The organism is Gordonia sp. UBA5067 (assembly GCF_002414845.1).
Taxonomy (GTDB): Bacteria; Actinomycetota; Actinomycetes; order Mycobacteriales; family Mycobacteriaceae; genus Gordonia; species Gordonia defluvii.
On sequence record NZ_DIAX01000009.1, the window covers coordinates 56,315 to 73,637 of the forward strand.

Sequence of the window (17,323 nt, forward strand, 5' to 3'; positions counted from 1 at the left end):
AGGCGGTGAACACCGGGGTGAAAGCAAATCATGCGCGTCCACTATTGCAGCTGCCGTTGCTGGCGACAGCTGCGATCGACACGGCGATGGTCGTGGTATTCGCGGCCTCCGGGCGGCGGAGCCACGACGAGCACCTCACCGTCCTGGGGATTTTGGATACCGCCTGGCCGTTTCTCGCCGGCGCCGCCGTCGGATGGTCACTGATGTACGTCTACGCCCACGTCGGGTCACCGGACTCGACCGGCACCCGCACCTTCCGCCCCGAGCGCGTCGTTCCGTTCGGGATCGTGGTCTGGATCCTGTCGGTGGCAATCGGAATGACCTTGCGGGCCGTACTGAACCAGGGCACCGCAGCCGCTTTCATCGGGGTGGCGACACTGTCGCTGGGCATCTTCCTCATCGGTTGGCGCGTTGTGGCCAACCGCGTCTACCAGATGTTCCAGCGTTAGCGACTCCGCACTTTCAGGTACTTCTGCACCGCCTGCAGCGCCGCGGTGCCCGCCCGCTCACCCTCCGTGTAGACGACGATTACCGTGTTGTCGACGAGGCCCAGGAACCAGCCGGGACCATCGGGGCCGTTGGTGCCCACGAGTGCGCGCAATCCTTTGCTGTCGGTGAGGTCGCTGGCGTCGCCGCGGCGCACCGTCGCAACCATGGCGTCCAGGATCGGGCGCACCAGCTCGCCGTCGAGTGCGCCGAGCTTGCCCGCCGCCACCTTCGTCTGCTGGCCCGTGATGATGTAGGGCGCCACCGACGATCGCTCGCCGGCCAGCACCCGGCCGAGGGCCACCCCGAGCGCGCCCACGTTGAGCATCGAGGCACGGATCTCGCCGGGCCGGAAGTCGATCCGCTCGACACCGAGACCGTTGCGCTGCGGCGAGGATGCGCCCGGCACGGTGAGGGCCACTCCCAGACCCAGGCGGTCGAGAGATTCTTCGGTGCCGCTGTTGTGCGACTTCGCGTAGGCGGTCACCGCATCGAAAACGGCCGACAGCGCCGATCCGGTGGCGTACTCGCCGTCGATGCTGATTCCCCGGTCGATGGCGGTGTCGTTCTGGCCCATCCCGAGAATCCCGCCACTGCGGCCGTCGAGGGCCAGGATTGTCGTCGGCTGCGCAACCTCGACGGCCGCGGTGCCGACCGCGCTCTGGATCCGCGGATCGATCGTCGTGGCAATGTTCGGCCCGGCCGCGCCTTGCCGGCCGTCGAGTCGCTGGGGCGCCTCCCCGGGCTGCTGGACGGTGATCTGCCAGCCGGAGGTGACATCGCGAATCGCCTGCCAGTAGTTGGTCAGTCCGTCTTCGAGCGGCGAACTCAGCCGCCGGTCGGTCATGACCAGCCGATCTGTCCGGCGCACCGACACCCCCCGAATCTTGCCGGGGTCGCCGGCGAGGACCTGCATATCCGGATCCCGCAATTCGACCGCGACGACCGGTTCCCCGGGCCGGGCAGAGATCTTGTGGAGGATGACGTCGGCGGTGATCTGCGGTGCCATCGGGGCGATGACGCGTGCTACGGCCCCGACGGTCCGGCCGAGATCCTCTGTTCGGCCCGGATCGATCACAACCTCGTTGATGGGCTCCATCACCATGAACGGCTTCCCGGTGCGGGCAAGAACCCGCGGGGCGGGGCGGGCGTCGGTGCGGATGTTGCGGATCCGGCCGCCCGGGCGCAGACCCGGATAGATCACCGCAGGCTCCCACTGCACCCGCCAGCCGGTCGAGACGTTGCGGGCCATCCCCTGGGTCTTGACGACGAACTGCCGGGCCGCGCGTTCACTATCGGTTCCGGTATCCCACCGGTAGGTCGTCTTCAGCGTGAACCCAGCGGTGCCATCGCTGTAGCCGACCGTGCGCACGACTTGCGCCTCGACATTCGTCGCGTGCATCCCGTCCATCGTCGCGGTCAGCGCGTCGCCGGCCTGCCCGGGAGCGGTCGTCAGCGACGCGGCCCGCGAGATGTTCTGCTGCGAGACGGCAGCTGCGTAGTCGTGAATCACTGCCGACGCGCCGGCGGGCTCCGACGAGCACGAGGTGAGCGCGGCGCAGCACGCCCCCACGGCGGTGACGGCCATCGCGAGGGTGGCCGCCCGGCCCGGCCGGACGGAGCGATCAGCGCGGCAACGCGAAAGCATCATGAACCTCATAAGTCACAATTTTCACATCTGTCGCACCGTGCGGGTCGCTTCCGGCGGCATCGGCTCCATTGCAACCCCATCACACGCCGATAACGCACCCCATTTCGCCGACCGTGCCCCGAAGTTCGCCGACCGTGCCCAGCGCTACTCGCCGACCGTCTTGTCCATGACCCAGACGAGTGCCTCGGCCGCCCCGTCGGAGGTACCGACGATCTCGACGCCGCCCATGTCGATGCCGCGAATCGCATCGCCGACTCCCACGGACTCCTCGCCGACGCCGATCACTCCCTCGGTGACAAACAGGTGGGTGAATCGTCCCCGCGGGAGCGACACCCGCCGGCCGCGCGACAACCGGGCGACCCACAGCGTCGCTGACCGGTTGGCGATCCGAATGGCCGAATCGGTCGCCGGGTCTCCCGACGCAATCGGGATCAAGCCACCGGCCGCGAGCTCCACGCCGACATCGGCCTGGTCATAGCCGGGGTCCAGGCCGAACTCGTCGGGCAGCACCCACATCTGCACGTAACCGGCGTCAACACGGCCCGCGCCCTCGACACGCAGCCCATCGCCGGAGGTCCAGGTGTCGTTGCGCTCGGAGTGCTCGATGCCGCTACCGGCACTCATCCGCTGGGCGAGGCCGGGGTAGACGATGCCGCTGTGCCCGCGAGAATCCTGATGGACCAGGCTCCCCGAACGGACCCACGTGACGATCTCGGTCTCCCGGTGCGGGTGGGTATCGAACCCCTGACCGGGTCGCAGGATTTCATCGTTGTGGACCGCAAGCATGCCGTGGTGGGTATTGCCCGGGTCGTAGTGGTCGCCGAACGAGAAGCTGTGGGCCGACGACAACCAACTGGTCGTCGTCGTGAACCGGTCGCGCGCACGGTACACGGAATAGCCCATGGATCCAGTTTTCCCCGTTTTCAGGCAGGATGGAAACCGTGACTGAGACGACTCCCCACTCCGGCATCGACCTGTCCTTTGCGGACGACGCGGTTCGCGTGCAGGACGACCTGTACGCGCATGTCAACGGCGCCTGGCTGGCGACCCACGAGATCCCCGCCGACCGCAGTATCGACGGTTCGTTCCTCACGCTGCGCGACCGCGCAGAGGAGAACGTCCGCGACCTGATCGTCGCCGCGTCCACGTCGGATGCGGAATCAGGCACCGATGAGTGCAAGATCGGTGATCTCTACGCCTCGTTCATGGCTACCGACCACATCGAGGCGCTGGGGATCGGCCCGATCCGCGACGAGTTGACGGCGATCGACGACATCACGACGGCCGACCGGCTCGCCCGCCGGATCGGCCGCCTGCAGCGTCACGGCGTCGCCGGTTTGATCGGCTGTTACGTCGACACCGATGCCAAGGACTCGTCCCGCTATCTGGTGCATCTGAGCCAATCGGGCCTGGGCCTGCCCGACGAGAGCTACTACCGCGATGTGAAACACGCCCAGACCCGCACCGCCTACCGCGCTCACATCGAAGCCGTCTTCGCCCTCGCCGCGCTGCCCGACCCCGCCACTGCTGCGGCGCGGGTCCTCGACCTGGAAACCGCGATCGCCGCGCACCACTGGGACGTAGTGGCCCGGCGCGATGCCGAGCGCAGCTACAACCTGCTCGCCTACGCCGATTTCGCTTCTGCCGCCGGCGGTTTCGATGTCGACGAATGGATCGCCGGGCTGGGGACGACCCATGAACCGGTATTCGCCGAGGTCGTCGTGCGCCAACCGGACTTCATCAGCGGCGTCGGCGAACTCGTTGCGACCCGCCCCCTCGAGGACTGGAAGGCGTGGCTGCGCTGGCAGCTGCTCCACTCCGCCGCCCCCTACCTGCCGCAGGCCTTCGTCGACGAGAACTTCGCCTTCTACGGGCGCACCCTGTCTGGCGCACCCGAGCTTCGCGAACGCTGGAAGCGCGGCGTCGCCTTCGTCGAATCCGCCGCCGGTTTCGCGGTCGGCCGCCGCTATGTCGCCAAGCACTTCCCCGCGACGGCCAAGGCCCGCATCGACGAACTGATCGCCAACCTCGTCGAGGCGTACCGCCGCAATATCAGCGACCTTGAGTGGATGACGCCGGCGACGCGCGCCAAGGCGCTGGCGAAGCTTGCGTCGTTCAACCCGAAGATCGGGTATCCGGCGCATTGGCGCGACTATTCCGCGCTTCTGGTCGACCGGGGCGACCTCATCGGCAACGTGGCGCGCGCCACGGCATTCGAGTACAACCGCGAGTTCGCCAAGATCGGCCGGCCCGTCGACCGCGACGAGTGGTTCATGACCCCGCAAACCGTCAATGCGTACTACAACCCGGGAATGAACGAGATCGTCTTCCCGGCGGCCATCCTGCAGTCCCCCTTTTTCGACGCGGACGCCGACGACGCCGTCAACTACGGCGGGATCGGCGCCGTGATCGGTCACGAGATCGGTCATGGTTTCGACGACCAGGGCGCCAAGTACGACGGTGCCGGCAACCTCGTGGACTGGTGGACCGACGAGGACCGGACGGAGTTCGCCGCCCGCACCCGCGCACTCATCGACCAGTACAGCGCGTTCACCCCGACCGGCCTGAATGCCGAGCACTCGGTCAACGGCGAGTTCACCGTCGGCGAGAACATCGGCGACCTCGGTGGCCTGTCGATCGCACTGGTCGCCTACCGGCTCGTCAACCCCGATCCCCCCATCATCGACGGTCTGACCGGCGAGCAGCGACTGTTCTACAGCTGGGCGCAGATCTGGCGGACCAAGACCCGCGACGAGGAGGCGATCAAGCGGCTCGCGATCGATCCACATTCGCCGCCGGAATTCCGGTGCAACGGTGTGGTGCGCAATATCGACGCGTTCTATGACGCCTTCGACGTCCGGCCCGGCGATGAGCTGTACCTGGAGCCCGGCCGCCGGGTGCGCATCTGGTAGCCCGAAAATAGAACCTGTTCTAGTATGGCTGGCGTGGATGTCACCTATGACGCGACCAAGCGCGAACTGCCCACCGACCAAGGCGTGATCCGGTACCACGAGGCCGGCGACCCCGCTGCTCCCCCACTGATCCTGCTGCACGGATCGGGTCCGGGCGTCAACGGCTGGCGCAACTATCGCGGCAACCTCGGCTTCTTCGCCCAGACCCATCACGCGTTCATCGTCGAGTTTCCCGGCTTCGGGGTCAGCGACGCCGTCGAAGGCCACCCGGTCCTGACCGCGGGCGGCTCGGTCACGCGGTTCATGGACGGCCTCGGCATCGAGTCCGCGCCGATGATCGGCAATTCCATGGGCGGCGTCGTCGGCATCAACCTCGCGATCAAGAAGCCCGAACGCGTTTCGAAGCTCGTCACCATCGGCGGAGTCGGGCCCAACGTCTTCAGCCCGTCGCCCAGCGAGGGCATCCGCCTGTTGCAGGAGTTCACCGACGCACCCGACCGCGACAAACTGATTCGCTGGCTGAACGCGATGGTCTACGACCGGAGCCTGGTCACCGATGAGCTGATCGAAGAACGGTGGGAGGCCGCCACCAATCCCGACGCCCGGCAGACCGCCACCATGATGTACGGGTCGAAGGCCTTCGCGATGCAGCAGCAGTTCATGGCTGCCGCCGACACCCCGCCGTACTGGTCGATGATGCACAAGGTCGGCTGCCCGACGCTGCTGACCTGGGGCCGCGACGACCGGGTCAGCCCGCCCGACATGGCGATGGTGCCGATGCGCCTGATCCCCGATGCGGAGTTGCACATCTTCCCCAAGTGCGGGCACTGGGTCATGATCGAGGCGAAGCAGGCCTTCGAGTCCGCCGTCGCAGCGTTTCTGGCGCGCTGACCGCCCGGGTCGGGCCCTAGCCGGTTTTGCGCAGGATGGACACCGCGAAGTCGGCGCCGTCGTGCCACGGCCGCACATCCCACGTCGCCAGGCGCAGGTCGACGCGCAGCCCCGCCTGCGCAACGGCGTCGTCGAAATCGGTCAGCGCAAGATGGCGGTTGGTGTGGAACCCGACGACGATAACGCCGTCGGGGGTGAGGTGCGCGGCCAGCCGCCGCAGCACCTGGGCCTCGGTGCCGGGCGCCAGGAACACCATGACGTTCCCCGCGCAGACGATGGCGTCGAACGGCTCGCCGATCCCGCGGGCCGGCAGGTCGAGTTCGGACAGATCCCCCACCAGCCAGGCCGGCCCGGGATGATCCGCCTCGGCGGCGGCGATGAGCGTGGGATCGACATCCACGCCGACGACGGTGTGTCCGGCGTCGTGCAGGTGGGCTCCGATGCGGCCGGGACCGCAGCCGGCGTCGAGGATTCGGGATCCCCGGGCGACCATCGCATCGACCAGTCGGGCCTCGCCGCCCAGATCGGCGCCCTCGGCGGCCATGGTCCGGAAGCGTTCGATGTACCACTGGCTGTGACCGGGTTCGGTGTCGGTGATCCAGCGGGGCGACGGGGTGGTCATCCGCCCAGCCTATTCGCCCGGCCCAGCTGCTTCGTCCGGCCCCACTAGCCCAGCCCCGGCTGATCGGACTCGCGGCGCACATAGGGGGTGACCGGCTCGCCCCGGATTACCGCGACCATGTTCGTGAAGGCGTCGCTACCCGGATCGTCGAAGTAGCCGCCATGCCCGCGCACGCCGCGCACCCGTTCTCCGCTGGCGTAGTCACCAGAATCCATCCGGGTAACCCCGGGTGCGGTGTCCGGGTCTCCCCCGTGGGCCCCCGAGGATTGCACCGGCTGGATCGGGTCGGCCGGCGGTGTCACCGAGAACCGTTGGGTCCCATCGTGATTGACCCATGCCGCCGCACCTCCCGGCAGCACACCGGTGCCCGACGCGGAGGCATACACCACCCGGTCGGCGCGCAGGCCGAGCTGCTCGGCGGTACCGACCACCGTGCCGCCGTAAGAGTGCCCGATGAACGTGGTCCGCGCGCCCGGCGCCTGGCCCGCGAGCTCGGCGGCCAGGGCCGCGCCGAAGGACACCAGGTTCGGCGCCATGGCGGTGGCGAAGCCGGGGGACACCGCCATGGCCAGGTTGGGCGGGAATCGCCCGTCCAGATAGAGGAAGACCGGGGCGCCGCTGCGGTTTGCCAGGTGCCATGCCGCCGTACGGTTGCGCCCGGCGGTGTCCATCGTGGTCCCCGTCCCCGGCACATATACCGCAGCGCCCCGCATGTCCGGGCGCACGGCGCCGAACATCTCGATCGACCGGCCCGCCCTCGTGTTGGCGAAGGTGATGAACTGGCGGCGCATCCGGTGGCGCGGGTCGTTCGGGTTGCTGATCGTGCCCAGCATGTCGCGCAGCTGCCGGGCCCGCAGACCGTCACCGGCGCCGCGGCGGATCTCCGACTCCAGCGCCTCCTCGATTGCGCGCCGGTTCGCCGCAATCCGCACCGGGAACGGGATGCCGTCCAGTTTCCCCAGTACCTGCGGGTTTGCCGCGATCAACCGCTCGAGGTCGACTGGCGTCATTCGCTGCAGCAGGTCGCGGCGCTGATCCGGCGTCATCGCCACCAGCCGGTTGATCACCCCGTCGGGATCGCGACGCCCTTCGGGGGTCCCGACGGTGACGTGCCCGCCGGCCATCGCCGCCAGGTCGGCGCCGAGTCGGGCCAGTCGCGCCGCACCGCGTCGGTCCACGTCGTCGAGCTCGGCCAGCGCCGCCACCACCCGTGGATCGGGTTCCCGCTTCTCGCCGGCGGCGTCGACGCCGCGGGGCCGCTCCCCGAGCTGGAATCCGGACTGGTCCCCGATCAGCCGCATGATCCGGTCGCGCCCCGCCGCAAGTTCGGCGCCCGCCTCGTCGGCGGCGTCGGCGAATGCCGCCAACACCCGGGCGACCTCCTCGGCGTGGTCGAGCTCCTGCCCCAGCCGCCGATCGGCGCCGGCCCGGGCCTGCCCGCGCCAGCGGGTGAGTCCGGTCAGCTGTGTGCGCGCCGCCACGACCTCGGCCCGGACCGTCCGGCCATTGTCACGCGCCTGCCGCGCGGCCGGTGCCAGCGGGCGGTCGGGCCAACCGGCGACCTCGTCGACGCTGAGCATCAGCGATCGGGCAGGGCAGCCAGGGCGCGGCCGGCCGCGTCGTCGTCCTCGGCCGCTGCGGCGCTAAACCGGCCGACGATCTGGCTCAAGATGTCGAGCCGGTTGGCGATGTCGACGCCGACCCGTTTCACCGGGTCGGCGGCCGCTCGGACCGCATCCCCGCAGCCCATGATCTCGGCGGTGTCGATGAGTTCGTCGACGTCGAGGCCGGCCAGGACGCGACCGCTGCGCCGCCAGGACTGGGCCAGCGCGGCGAGTTCCGCGCGATCGACGCCGAATCTGCTGGTCGATACCGGTGGGGGTGTCATGCCTTCTTGGACGCACCGCGGCGCTGATCGGTTCCTCAGCCGGTCGCCAATTCGACGAGCCTGCCGACGGTATCGAGGTTGCGGCCGGTGCCGGAGTAGCCCAGGGTGCGCTTGATGACCGCGGGTGTCAGCGTGGCGTTGGCCGCCCCGTCGTCGTAGCGGAGGTGCAGTTCGCGGCCGATGACGGCGACGTGTTCGGTTGGCCCGGCCCGTTGGGCGAGTGCCGTCGCGGCCTCGACGGTGGGGGTCCCGGTGAGCGCGTACACGTAGGAGAATCTCGGCTCGACGACCTCGAACGGATGGCCCGCCAGCGCGGCCGCGAGTTCGGCGGGCGTCCGGCTGATCACCTCGCGGTAGTACCCGAATTCATCCTCGATCGCCCGTTCGAGCGCAGCATCGAACTCACTCGCCTCGCCCGGCGGGGTGTAGAGCAGGTTGCCCGACGCGATGTAGGTCGAAACCTCCTGGGCGCCAAGGCTTTCCGCGATCACCCGCAGTCGCGCCATCGGCAGCCTCGCACCGCCGACGTTGACGGCGCGCAGGAGTCCGATCCGCTCGCTCACCGATATCCGCTAGCGGAGCGCAGACAGGTCGGTGCGGATCAGCATCACGTTGTAGTCGTCCCAGCGCGATGCCACGAAGTACAGCGAACTCCCGGTCTCCCGCGGCCAGATATACGGCGCGTAGAGCTGGCTGATCTGGTGGCTGGGCACGATCACGCGAGGTCCGCTCCAGGGCCCCTCCGGACGGGCCGCGGTGCGCATCGTGATGCTGCCCTTGCGCGACGACAGCATGACGAACCGGTTCAGGTAGTTGTTGTAGCGCACCGAAACCTCGGCGATCGGCTCGGTGGCAACTTTCACCGCGTCGCCGCTGTAGCCCGACCACTGCCCGCCGCCCCGGTAGTACTGATATGCGTTCATGTCGAGGAGCTGCGCCGCCGGGACGCGCGCCAAGAATAGGGCACCGTATCGGCCGTTGGGGGTGCCGTACTGGTAGACCCACGGCCCGCGGCGCATGAATGAGCTCACCTGGAACCGGCCCTGTCCCGTGGCGGTGTGCGGCACGCCGGGGATGTTCAACTCGTAGCGCGACCGGATCGTGTTGTTCTCGACCCGCCACGTCTGCCCGTTGTCGTGCGACGAGGCGAGAGCCGAGAAGTTCGTCTCCCAGCGGCCGGCCTCGCCCCATCGTGCTATCGACATGAACGACAGGTACTGCACGCCGCCGATCGAGATTCCCGCGGTCGGGATGCGGCCGACCTCGATGTTCTTGATACCCACCGCGTTGGTGATGGGTTGGGCGAAGGTCGGGTCGGCGGCCGTCACCGAAGCCCCGGAGCGGTTGTTACCGGGATGCGCACTGGGAATGGTGATGCCCTTGGACAGGTCGCTGTTGCCGTTAGCCCGGAGCATGGTGTTGTGCCGCCAGACCATCGCCCCGTTGCATTTGCCCCACGTATCGCCGAAGGCCATGAGGACCTGCCCCGAGCCGTTGTCCCAGGGCACCCCGACGTCGGTGGCGGTGATGGCGAACCGCTTGTCGGTACGGTTCGGACTCAGTGGTCCGGTGACCCACTGCACCGTCTGCGAGGGTCCGCCGTGCAACGTGGGGAGCGGCATCTGCGGCTTCTTGCCGGGCGCCGAATAGCTGCCGAAGTCGAGGCTGCCCATGCCGATCCGCGACGATCCGGAGCTGCCGGTACTGCCGATGTCGTGCCCGACCGGCCCCAGGGCGTTACAGGGCGAGGCATGGGCGGGCGCGGGCGCAAACGTGGTCAAGGCGGCGGCCATCGACGCGGCCGCCGCGAGTGCGGCAGCGGGTTTTCCAAACATGGTTGTGAATCCTAGCTGCTGTCACTGATGTTACGGATGTTACTGCTGTTGCCAATATTGCTGCCGTGGCCATTGTGCCCCCCGATACCGGGTCAGCGCGGCCCGTAACCCAACCGAGACGGCGATGTTGTGGAACTGAACCCACCCTGACCTGCGTCTCTACCATAATTGCGGCGCCGAAGCTTTTAGCACGCGACCCCCATAGCAGCCTGTGAATTCCGGTGTCAACACCAAAATGTCAGCGGTTGTATACCTGCACGTAACCCGAGTTTGGAAATACGGTCACATCTCGAACATTCAATTCGTAAGGTCACCACGACAGCCTGCTTCCCCGCAGGGACGTGGGACCCGCCGACCCGCCAACCAGAAAGTACGCTGGGACATGAAGAAGAATCTCATCGCCACTGCGGCGTTGCTGACCGCCGCGCTCGCCGTCAGCGGCGCCGGCACGGCCGCCGCCGCCCCCGCCGACACCAAGGTCAAGCCCGTGCACTACCAGATCTCCCAAACGCCGCAGGGCGCGAAGATCACCATCAAGGACGGCACCCTTACCGTCGACGGAAACGACCTGAACATCCGCGCGCAGAACGGCCAGTCGGTCGCGCAGCTGCCGTTGACCTGGCACCTCAACGACCGGGCCCGCCCGATCAAGGCCGAAGTCCAGGGCACCACCGCAACCCTGATCCCCGTGCGCACCGGCCCGGGCCGGCCGGTCACCCCGGTCACCCGCAAGGTCAGCCTCGAGCAGGCCAAGCACTCGGCCAGCGAGTCCTTCACCCCGCGCGACCAGCAAGAACTAGCCGCGTTCTCGAACCGCTCAACCATCGGCAGCTTCACCAGCGCCGCAGTCGGCGCGGCGGTCGGCGCAGGTGTTGGCTGCATCATTGGCGCTGTCTCCGCCGCCGCACTGACCCTGCCGATCGCAATGCTGCTCGGTGCCGGTCCGCTCGGCGGCTGCGTCGCGGGTGCCGTCCTGCTGGCTCCGGCCGGCGCGGCGGCGGGCCTCGTCTTCGTCGGCCTGCCGATCATCCTGTTCTCGGCATTCCAGTACTTCTCGACGATCGGGGAGCCCTGCGACCCCAAGGCCCCATACTGCAACGATCCGCGCAAGCCGAAGGACGACAAGAAGAAGTCGGCCAAGCCGGTTCAGGTCGCCGCAGCCTGATCGCCAACGCACAACGGCAGCCACGGCCCGTCGTCTCCACGGAGACGGCGGGCCGTGTCGTATCTGCCGTGTCGCATCGCCGGGGGCCTCACCCCAGCCCGTCGCGCAACTCTCTCGCAGCGCTGGTCGCCAGCTCATCGGCGATCTCGTTGTAGTGGTCGCCGTTATGACCCTTGACCCACTTCCAGGTGACCCGGTGCCGAGACTCCTCGTCGACGAGGCGCTGCCACAGCTCAACATTCTTGACCGGCTTCTTGCCGGCCGTGCGCCAGCCGTTGCGCTGCCACCCGGCCACCCACGTGGTGATGCCGTTGCGCACGTAACTCGAGTCGGTGTAGATAGTCACCCGCGCCGGCTTGGTCAACGCGGCGAGCCCCTCAATGGCCCCGGTCAGCTCCATCTGATTGTTCGTCGTATGCGGCACCGCACCAGAGATCCGCTTCTCGTGGCCGCGGTAACGCAGGACCGCACCCCAGCCACCCGGGCCGGGATTGCCCAGGCAGGCGCCATCAGTGGAGATCTCGACAATATCGTCGGCAGTATCGGTCACAGCAGCCGAGGGTACTAGCGGGCGCCGCGGGACCGGCGGCATGGTTACGATCGAGGCGTGGGCCCGGTGCTGACCTTCATCGCAAGCTACTGGTGGCTGATCTTCCCGCTCAGCGCCGTCGCCGGTCCGTGGCTGCGCCGATACAACCGGCGGCTGGAACGACGCCGCCAGTACCGGCTGGAGATGGCTCGCGCCAGGTCGGCCACCCGCGTCGAGGAACAGCGCGTCACCCGGGTCAACGCCCAGCAGCTGCGCAACGCGCTGCGCACCCACGACGAGATCGACGACCGGTGGTGGAGCTATGAGATCAACCTCGCCACCATCATCAGCTACCCCATGCTCGTCGACGTCCGCGAACCGCTGACCCGCGCATTCCACCAGGCCAAGGGGCGCGCCGACATGCTACGGCCGCCGACCGGTGCGGTAGTCGAGGATCCCCGGGCGTTCGTCGAGTATCGCGACGCCGTCATCGAGTACGCCGCCGCGTTCGACGTCGCCGAACGGGAGGCGCGCCGTCGCAAACAGGCCGACTTCTCCCCGATCGAGCGCGAATCGCTAGAACGCGCGCGGCGACTGGTGATGATTGCCGCCGACGAGGCGGCGACGCCGGCCGAGCGACAGACCGCCTACCGCAAGGCGCGCACCGAACTCGACGGCCTCATCGAAATCCCCCTCGCCGGGGCACAAGAGCTGGAACGCACAATCGCCAGGGAACTCGACCCCTAGCCCTACGGAACTATGTTGACCATCCGGCCCGGCACGACGATTACCTTGCGCGGTTCACCGTCAAGTAGCGCGACGATCTTCTCGTCGGCCAGCGCGATGGCGCGCACCGTCTGCTCATCGGCATCGACGGGCACCGTTATCCGACTGCGCACCTTGCCCTTCACCTGGATCGGGATCTCGATCGAGTCCTCGACCAGCCACTGCTCGTCGGCGACGGGGAAGGGCCCGCGCGTCAACGACTCGGCATGGCCCAGGCGCTCCCACAACTCGTCCGCGATATGCGGCGCCAGCGGCGCCAGCATCAGCACCAACGGCTCCACTATCGCGCGCGGCGCCCCGCCGGGATGCGCCTTCGTCAGGTGGTTGGTCAACTCGATGAGCTTCGCGCCCGCCGTGTTGGTCCGCAAAGCGCGAAAGTCCTCGCGCACGCCGGCAATCGCCCGGTGCAGAGCCCGCAGATCACCTTCGGTGGGCTCGGCTTCGGTGACGCGCACCGCGCCGGACTCCTCGTCGACGACAAGCCGCCAGACGCGCTGCAAAAAACGCTGTGCGCCCACGACATCCTTGGTGGCCCAGGGCCGGGACTGGTCCAACGGCCCCATCGACATCTCATAGACGCGTAGCGTGTCGGCGCCGTAGTCGCGGGCGATATCGTCCGGCGCAACGGAGTTCTTCAGCGACTTGCCCATCTTTCCGTACTCCTGCGCAACCTCCGCGCCGTCGAAGTAGAACCGGCCGTCGCGCTCCTCCACCTCCTCGGCCGGCACGTAGACCCCGCGCGAATCGGTGTAGGCATAGGCCTGGATCATGCCCTGGTTGAACAGTTTTCGATAGGGCTCGCGACTCGTCACAATCCCCAGATCGAAGAGCACCTTGTGCCAGAAACGCGAGTAGAGCAGGTGCAGTACGGCATGTTCGACCCCGCCGATATACAGATCCAGCCCGCCCGGATCGTTCGCCCCATGCACGGACGGGCGCGGACCCATCCAATAGGCCTCATTCTCCTTGGCGCATAGCGCCTCCGAATTGGCCGGATCCACATAGCGCAACTGATACCAGGAACTGCCCGCCCACTGCGGCATCACATTCACGTCGCGGGTGTACGTCTGCGGCCCATCGCCCAAATCAAGCTCAACGGTGACCCAGTCGGTTGCCTTGGCCAGCGGGGGAGAAGGTTCGGAGTCGGCGTCGTCCGGGTCGAAGGCGACCGGGGCATAGTCGGCAACCTCGGGCAGTTCAACCGGCAGCATCGACTCCGGCAGCGGATGGGCATTGCCGTCCGCGTCGTAGACGATGGGGAAGGGCTCGCCCCAATAGCGCTGCCTGGCGAACAACCAGTCGCGCAACTTGTACTGGACAGTGCCGACGCCGGTGCCGTCCGCCTCCAGCCTCTCGACGATCGCCGTCTTGGCATCGTCGACGGTCAGACCCTCGAGAAACCCAGAGTTCACCAGCGGCCCGTCACCGGTCCACGCCGCCGCGCCGACGCCCTGCTCGGAGCCGATGACCTCACGGATCGGCAACCCGAAGGCGGTGGCGAACTCGTAGTCGCGGACATCGTGGGCCGGCACCGCCATGATGGCGCCGGTGCCGTACCCGGCCAGCACATAGTCGGCGATGAAAACCGGGACGGCTTCGCCGGTCGCCGGATTGGTCGCGAAGGCGCCGGTGAAGACACCGGTCTTCTCCCTGTTCTCCTGGCGCTCAAGGTCAGACTTGGCCGCGATCGCCGCGCGATACGCCGCCACCGCCTCGGCGGGCGTGGCGGCGCCGCTCGCTGCGCTCCCGGCGCCGGTAACATTCGGCCCGCTCGCTGCGCTCCCGGCGCCGGTAACATTCGGCCCGCTCGCTGCGCTCCCGGCGCCGGTCCACCGCGGGTCGACGTCAGCCGGCCACGAGTCGGCAACGATCTCGTCGACGAGTTCGTGTTCGGGTGCCAGCACCATGTACGACGCACCGAAAAGTGTGTCCGGCCGGGTCGTGAACACCTTGATGAGGCGATCGCCGGGGAGGGCGAAGTCAACGTGTGCACCACGCGAGCGACCGATCCAGTTGCGCTGCATCGATTTGACCTTCTCCGGCCAGTCGAGCAGTTCCAGATCATCGAGCAGCCGATCAGAGTAGGCGGTTATCCGCATCATCCACTGCCGCAAGTTCTTTCGGAAGACCGGGAAGTTGCCCCGCTCGCTGCGGCCATCGGCGGTGACCTCTTCGTTGGCGAGCACCGTACCCAGACCAGGGCACCAGTTGACCAGCGAGTTGCTCTGATAGACGAGCCGCTGGTCGTCGACGATGGCCCGCCGCGCCGACGGGTCCAGTTCGCCCCACTCCCGTCCGTCGTCGAGTGTTCGCGTCCCCGAATCGAACTCGGCGATCAACTCGCCAATCGGCCGGGCCTTGCCCTGCCGGTCATCGAACCAGGAGTTGTAGATCTGCAGGAAGATCCACTGCGTCCACCGATAGAACTCGACGTCGGTCGTCGCCACGCGGCGCCGCTCATCGTGTCCGAGACCCAGCCGCCGGATCTGCTCGAGATAGCGCTCGATGTTGGCCTCGGTGGTGGTTCGCGGGTGCGTACCGGTTTGCACCGCATACTGCTCGGCGGGCAGACCAAAGGAGTCGAACCCCATGGTGTGCAGCACGTTCCGGCCGTCCATGCGGGAGTAGCGGGCAAAAACGTCGCTGGCAATGAAGCCCAACGGGTGTCCGACGTGCAGTCCCGCACCCGACGGATAGGGAAACATGTCCTGGACAAACAGCTTGTCGTCGGGGGAGAACCCGCTCAGGTCGCCGGCCAGCGAACCGACCGGATTGGGCGCCTCATAGACGCGGCGCGCACTCCACTCGCGGCGCCAGCGCGATTCAATCTCGCCCGCGAGCTGCGCGGTGTAACGGTGCGCGGCGTCGGGCACGGAGGCGTTCGGGTTCGATCCAGTCACCCGACCAGCGTAAATGGTGGCCCGCACCACAAAGTAGAGTGGTAGTCGTGGCCGACGTTATCGCACTCATCGTGGCGGTGATCGCCGCTGTCATCGGCGTCGCCTGGATAGCGCTCGGCGTCGCCGGCTGGACGGGTATGCTGCGCCGAAACCGGTACCTCGGCATCCGCAGCGCGGAGACCATGCGCAGCGAGAAGGCGTTCGGCACCGCCAACCGGGTCGTCGCCCCCGGCCTCGTCGCCACCGGGATGCTCGCGCTGGTCGCCGCCGGACTCGCACTGTCCCAGCGTGGCGCTGCCGGAATCGTACTCGGGCTGGTCGGCACCATCGTGGCGCTGGCGCTCGTCGGCCTCCTCTCGGGGACGGCCATTCGTGCGGTCGCCGCACTGCCCGCCGACCCGGAGTCGACCGGTTGCGGTTCCGAATGCGGTTGCGGTGGGCACGAGGCAACCGATGATGTCGCCCAGACGGGCACCGACGAGGTGGACATCTGCGGCACCGGCACCTCCTGCGGTGGTTGCGACATGCGCGACGCCTGCTTCGACAACACCGATCGCGCAGCGATCACCGACAACACCGATCGCGCAGCGATCCCGGGCGATACCCAGCCGACCCGGGCCTGATCCCGGTGGCCTACTCACCGCGCGCCCTGCTCGCCAAGTCGCCGTTCGACGGGTTCGTCGTCGCCATCATCACCGCCGTCGTCGTCGCCTCGCTCTTCCCGGCACGCGGATCTTTCGCCGAAGTCATGGACAAGGTCGTGATCGGTGCGATCGCCTTGCTGTTCTTCCTCTATGGCGCGCGATTACACCCGCGCGAGGCGATCGCCGGGCTCACGCACTGGCGGCTGCACCTGACCATTCTGGCGTTCACGTTCGTGGTGTTCCCGATCCTCGGCGTCGCGATGCGCCCCCTCGTCGAGCCGATCGTCGGTCATGACCTCTACCTGGGCCTGCTGTTCGCCTGTCTGCTGCCGTCGACGGTGCAGTCGTCCATCGCATTCACCTCGATTTCCCGGGGCAATGTGCCCGGTGCGATCGTCAGCGCATCGCTGTCGAACCTGCTGGGCGTCTTCGTGACCCCGCTCCTGGTCGTCGCGCTGATGAGCACGGCCTCCGGGGTGCACATCGACGCATCGTCGATCATCAAACTGATGGCGCAAATCCTGCTGCCCTTCATCCTCGGCCAGCTCGCCCGGCGATGGATCGCCGGTTGGGTCCAGCGCTATTCGGAGCCGACGAAGATCGTCGACCGCGGCTCAATCGTCCTCGTCGTCTACGTGGCCTTCTCCGAGGGCGTGCGCAACGGGATCTGGTCACAGGTCACTGTCTGGCAGGTCGTCGGCGTTGCCGCCGTCGCCGCGGTACTGGTCGTCGTGATGCTCGTGGTCACCGGGAGCCTGCCGCCTCGGCTGGGTTTCAACCGGGCCGACACCATCGCAATCCAATTCTGTGGCAGCAAGAAGAGTCTCGCGACGGGACTGCCGATGGCGACCGTGCTGTTCGCGGGTGGTCCGGTGGGGTTACTCGTCCTGCCCCTGATGATCTTCCATCAGATCCAGCTCATCTTGTGCAGCGTGCTCGCGACGCGCTATGCCAAGGCCGGCGAGCAGTAGCTCGCCTGCCGGATGATTGGCCCACGCCGGCCGTAGTCGATAT

General features: G+C 67.8%; 16 protein-coding genes. 7 read left to right on the forward strand and 9 right to left on the reverse strand.

Going from position 1 to position 17,323, the window contains the following annotated elements; translation table 11 throughout:
* The first annotated feature begins 5 nt into the window (after positions 1-5).
* Complete coding sequence (locus B4M62_RS01315; RefSeq protein WP_290704009.1) at positions 6-449, forward strand: DUF3054 domain-containing protein; 444 nt, start codon at positions 6-8, stop codon at positions 447-449.
* Here the strand turns inward: B4M62_RS01315 and B4M62_RS01320 are convergent.
* Together B4M62_RS01320 and B4M62_RS01325 are read right to left on the reverse strand one after the other, a co-directional pair.
* Positions 446-2,137 (reverse strand): NTF2-like N-terminal transpeptidase domain-containing protein, encoded by a 1,692-nt coding sequence (locus B4M62_RS01320; RefSeq protein ID WP_290704011.1) that lies wholly within the window; start codon positions 2,135-2,137, stop codon positions 446-448. The genes B4M62_RS01315 and B4M62_RS01320 overlap by 4 nt on opposite strands.
* A 144-nt stretch (positions 2,138-2,281) precedes the next feature.
* Positions 2,282-3,040, reverse strand: a complete 759-nt coding sequence (locus tag B4M62_RS01325; RefSeq protein WP_290704014.1) for a pirin family protein — start codon at positions 3,038-3,040, stop codon at positions 2,282-2,284.
* A 29-nt stretch (positions 3,041-3,069) separates the two neighbouring features.
* On the opposite strand from B4M62_RS01325, the gene B4M62_RS01330 reads away from it, so the two are divergent.
* Positions 3,070-5,049 carry a M13 family metallopeptidase gene (locus B4M62_RS01330; RefSeq protein WP_290704017.1) on the forward strand — a complete coding sequence of 660 codons (1,980 nt, stop codon included), beginning with the start codon at positions 3,070-3,072 and terminating at the stop codon, positions 5,047-5,049.
* 33 nt (positions 5,050-5,082) lie between these two features.
* The gene (locus tag B4M62_RS01335; protein WP_290704023.1) at positions 5,083-5,940 is read left to right on the forward strand and encodes an alpha/beta fold hydrolase; all 858 of its coding nucleotides are present in this window, start codon (positions 5,083-5,085) and stop codon (positions 5,938-5,940) included.
* Between the two features lie 16 nt (positions 5,941-5,956).
* Here B4M62_RS01335 and B4M62_RS01340 read toward each other — a convergent pair whose 3' ends face one another.
* Genes B4M62_RS01340 through B4M62_RS01360 form a run of 5 tightly spaced genes read right to left on the reverse strand, consistent with a single transcriptional unit; the run spans position 5,957 to position 10,285 of the window.
* Entirely contained in the window at positions 5,957-6,562 is a 606-nt protein-coding gene (locus B4M62_RS01340) for a class I SAM-dependent methyltransferase (RefSeq protein ID WP_290704026.1), read from the reverse strand.
* 44 nt (positions 6,563-6,606) lie between these two features.
* On the reverse strand, positions 6,607-8,142 hold the full coding sequence (locus B4M62_RS01345; RefSeq protein WP_290704029.1) for an alpha/beta hydrolase: 1,536 nt from the start codon (positions 8,140-8,142) through the stop codon (positions 6,607-6,609).
* Complete coding sequence (locus tag B4M62_RS01350; protein ID WP_290704031.1) at positions 8,142-8,450, reverse strand: hypothetical protein; 309 nt, start codon at positions 8,448-8,450, stop codon at positions 8,142-8,144. The genes B4M62_RS01345 and B4M62_RS01350 overlap by 1 nt, the downstream gene beginning before the upstream one ends.
* Before the next feature lie 35 nt (positions 8,451-8,485).
* The gene (locus B4M62_RS01355) at positions 8,486-9,013 is read right to left on the reverse strand and encodes a DUF1697 domain-containing protein (protein ID WP_290704033.1); all 528 of its coding nucleotides are present in this window, start codon (positions 9,011-9,013) and stop codon (positions 8,486-8,488) included.
* Positions 9,014-9,022: 9 nt separating this feature from the next.
* Positions 9,023-10,285 carry a DUF4185 domain-containing protein gene (locus B4M62_RS01360; protein WP_414651750.1) on the reverse strand — a complete coding sequence of 421 codons (1,263 nt, stop codon included), beginning with the start codon at positions 10,283-10,285 and terminating at the stop codon, positions 9,023-9,025.
* A gap of 382 nt (positions 10,286-10,667) precedes the next feature.
* Here B4M62_RS01360 and B4M62_RS01365 point away from each other — a divergent pair, with 382 nt between their 5' ends.
* Complete coding sequence (locus B4M62_RS01365) at positions 10,668-11,450, forward strand: hypothetical protein (RefSeq protein WP_290704036.1); 783 nt, start codon at positions 10,668-10,670, stop codon at positions 11,448-11,450.
* Between the two features lie 88 nt (positions 11,451-11,538).
* Here the strand turns inward: B4M62_RS01365 and rnhA are convergent, their stop codons facing one another.
* On the reverse strand, positions 11,539-12,042 hold the full coding sequence (gene rnhA / locus B4M62_RS01370) for a ribonuclease HI (RefSeq protein WP_290704038.1): 504 nt from the start codon (positions 12,040-12,042) through the stop codon (positions 11,539-11,541).
* A gap of 15 nt (positions 12,043-12,057) precedes the next feature.
* Here rnhA and B4M62_RS01375 point away from each other — a divergent pair, with 15 nt between their 5' ends.
* Positions 12,058-12,726: a hypothetical protein gene (locus B4M62_RS01375; protein WP_290704041.1), complete on the forward strand. Its 669-nt coding sequence runs from the start codon at positions 12,058-12,060 to the stop codon at positions 12,724-12,726.
* A 2-nt stretch (positions 12,727-12,728) separates the two neighbouring features.
* On the opposite strand, the gene B4M62_RS01380 is transcribed toward B4M62_RS01375, so the two are convergent.
* On the reverse strand, positions 12,729-15,665 hold the full coding sequence (locus tag B4M62_RS01380; RefSeq protein WP_290704044.1) for a leucine--tRNA ligase: 2,937 nt from the start codon (positions 15,663-15,665) through the stop codon (positions 12,729-12,731).
* A 47-nt stretch (positions 15,666-15,712) separates the two neighbouring features.
* Here B4M62_RS01380 and B4M62_RS01385 point away from each other — a divergent pair, with 47 nt between their 5' ends.
* Together B4M62_RS01385 and B4M62_RS01390 are read left to right on the forward strand one after the other, a co-directional pair.
* Positions 15,713-16,288, forward strand: coding sequence for an SdpI family protein (locus B4M62_RS01385; protein WP_290704047.1), 576 nt, complete (start codon positions 15,713-15,715; stop codon positions 16,286-16,288).
* A 5-nt stretch (positions 16,289-16,293) separates the two neighbouring features.
* Positions 16,294-17,280: a bile acid:sodium symporter family protein gene (locus tag B4M62_RS01390; RefSeq protein ID WP_290704050.1), complete on the forward strand. Its 987-nt coding sequence runs from the start codon at positions 16,294-16,296 to the stop codon at positions 17,278-17,280.
* The last annotated feature ends 43 nt before the right edge of the window (positions 17,281-17,323 follow it).

Coding starts and splice junctions, on each gene's coding strand:
- B4M62_RS01365 (WP_290704036.1), top strand. CDS start 10,668: ATGAAGAAGAATCTCATCGCCACTGCGGCGTTGCTGACCGCCGCGCTC.
- B4M62_RS01360 (WP_414651750.1), bottom strand. CDS start 10,285: ATGTTTGGAAAACCCGCTGCCGCACTCGCGGCGGCCGCGTCGATGGCC.
- B4M62_RS01325 (WP_290704014.1), bottom strand. CDS start 3,040: ATGGGCTATTCCGTGTACCGTGCGCGCGACCGGTTCACGACGACGACC.
- B4M62_RS01350 (WP_290704031.1), bottom strand. CDS start 8,450: ATGACACCCCCACCGGTATCGACCAGCAGATTCGGCGTCGATCGCGCG.
- rnhA (WP_290704038.1), bottom strand. CDS start 12,042: ATGCCGCCGGTCCCGCGGCGCCCGCTAGTACCCTCGGCTGCTGTGACC.
- B4M62_RS01330 (WP_290704017.1), top strand. CDS start 3,070: ATGGAAACCGTGACTGAGACGACTCCCCACTCCGGCATCGACCTGTCC.
- B4M62_RS01340 (WP_290704026.1), bottom strand. CDS start 6,562: ATGACCACCCCGTCGCCCCGCTGGATCACCGACACCGAACCCGGTCAC.
- B4M62_RS01345 (WP_290704029.1), bottom strand. CDS start 8,142: ATGCTCAGCGTCGACGAGGTCGCCGGTTGGCCCGACCGCCCGCTGGCA.
- B4M62_RS01320 (WP_290704011.1), bottom strand. CDS start 2,137: ATGATGCTTTCGCGTTGCCGCGCTGATCGCTCCGTCCGGCCGGGCCGG.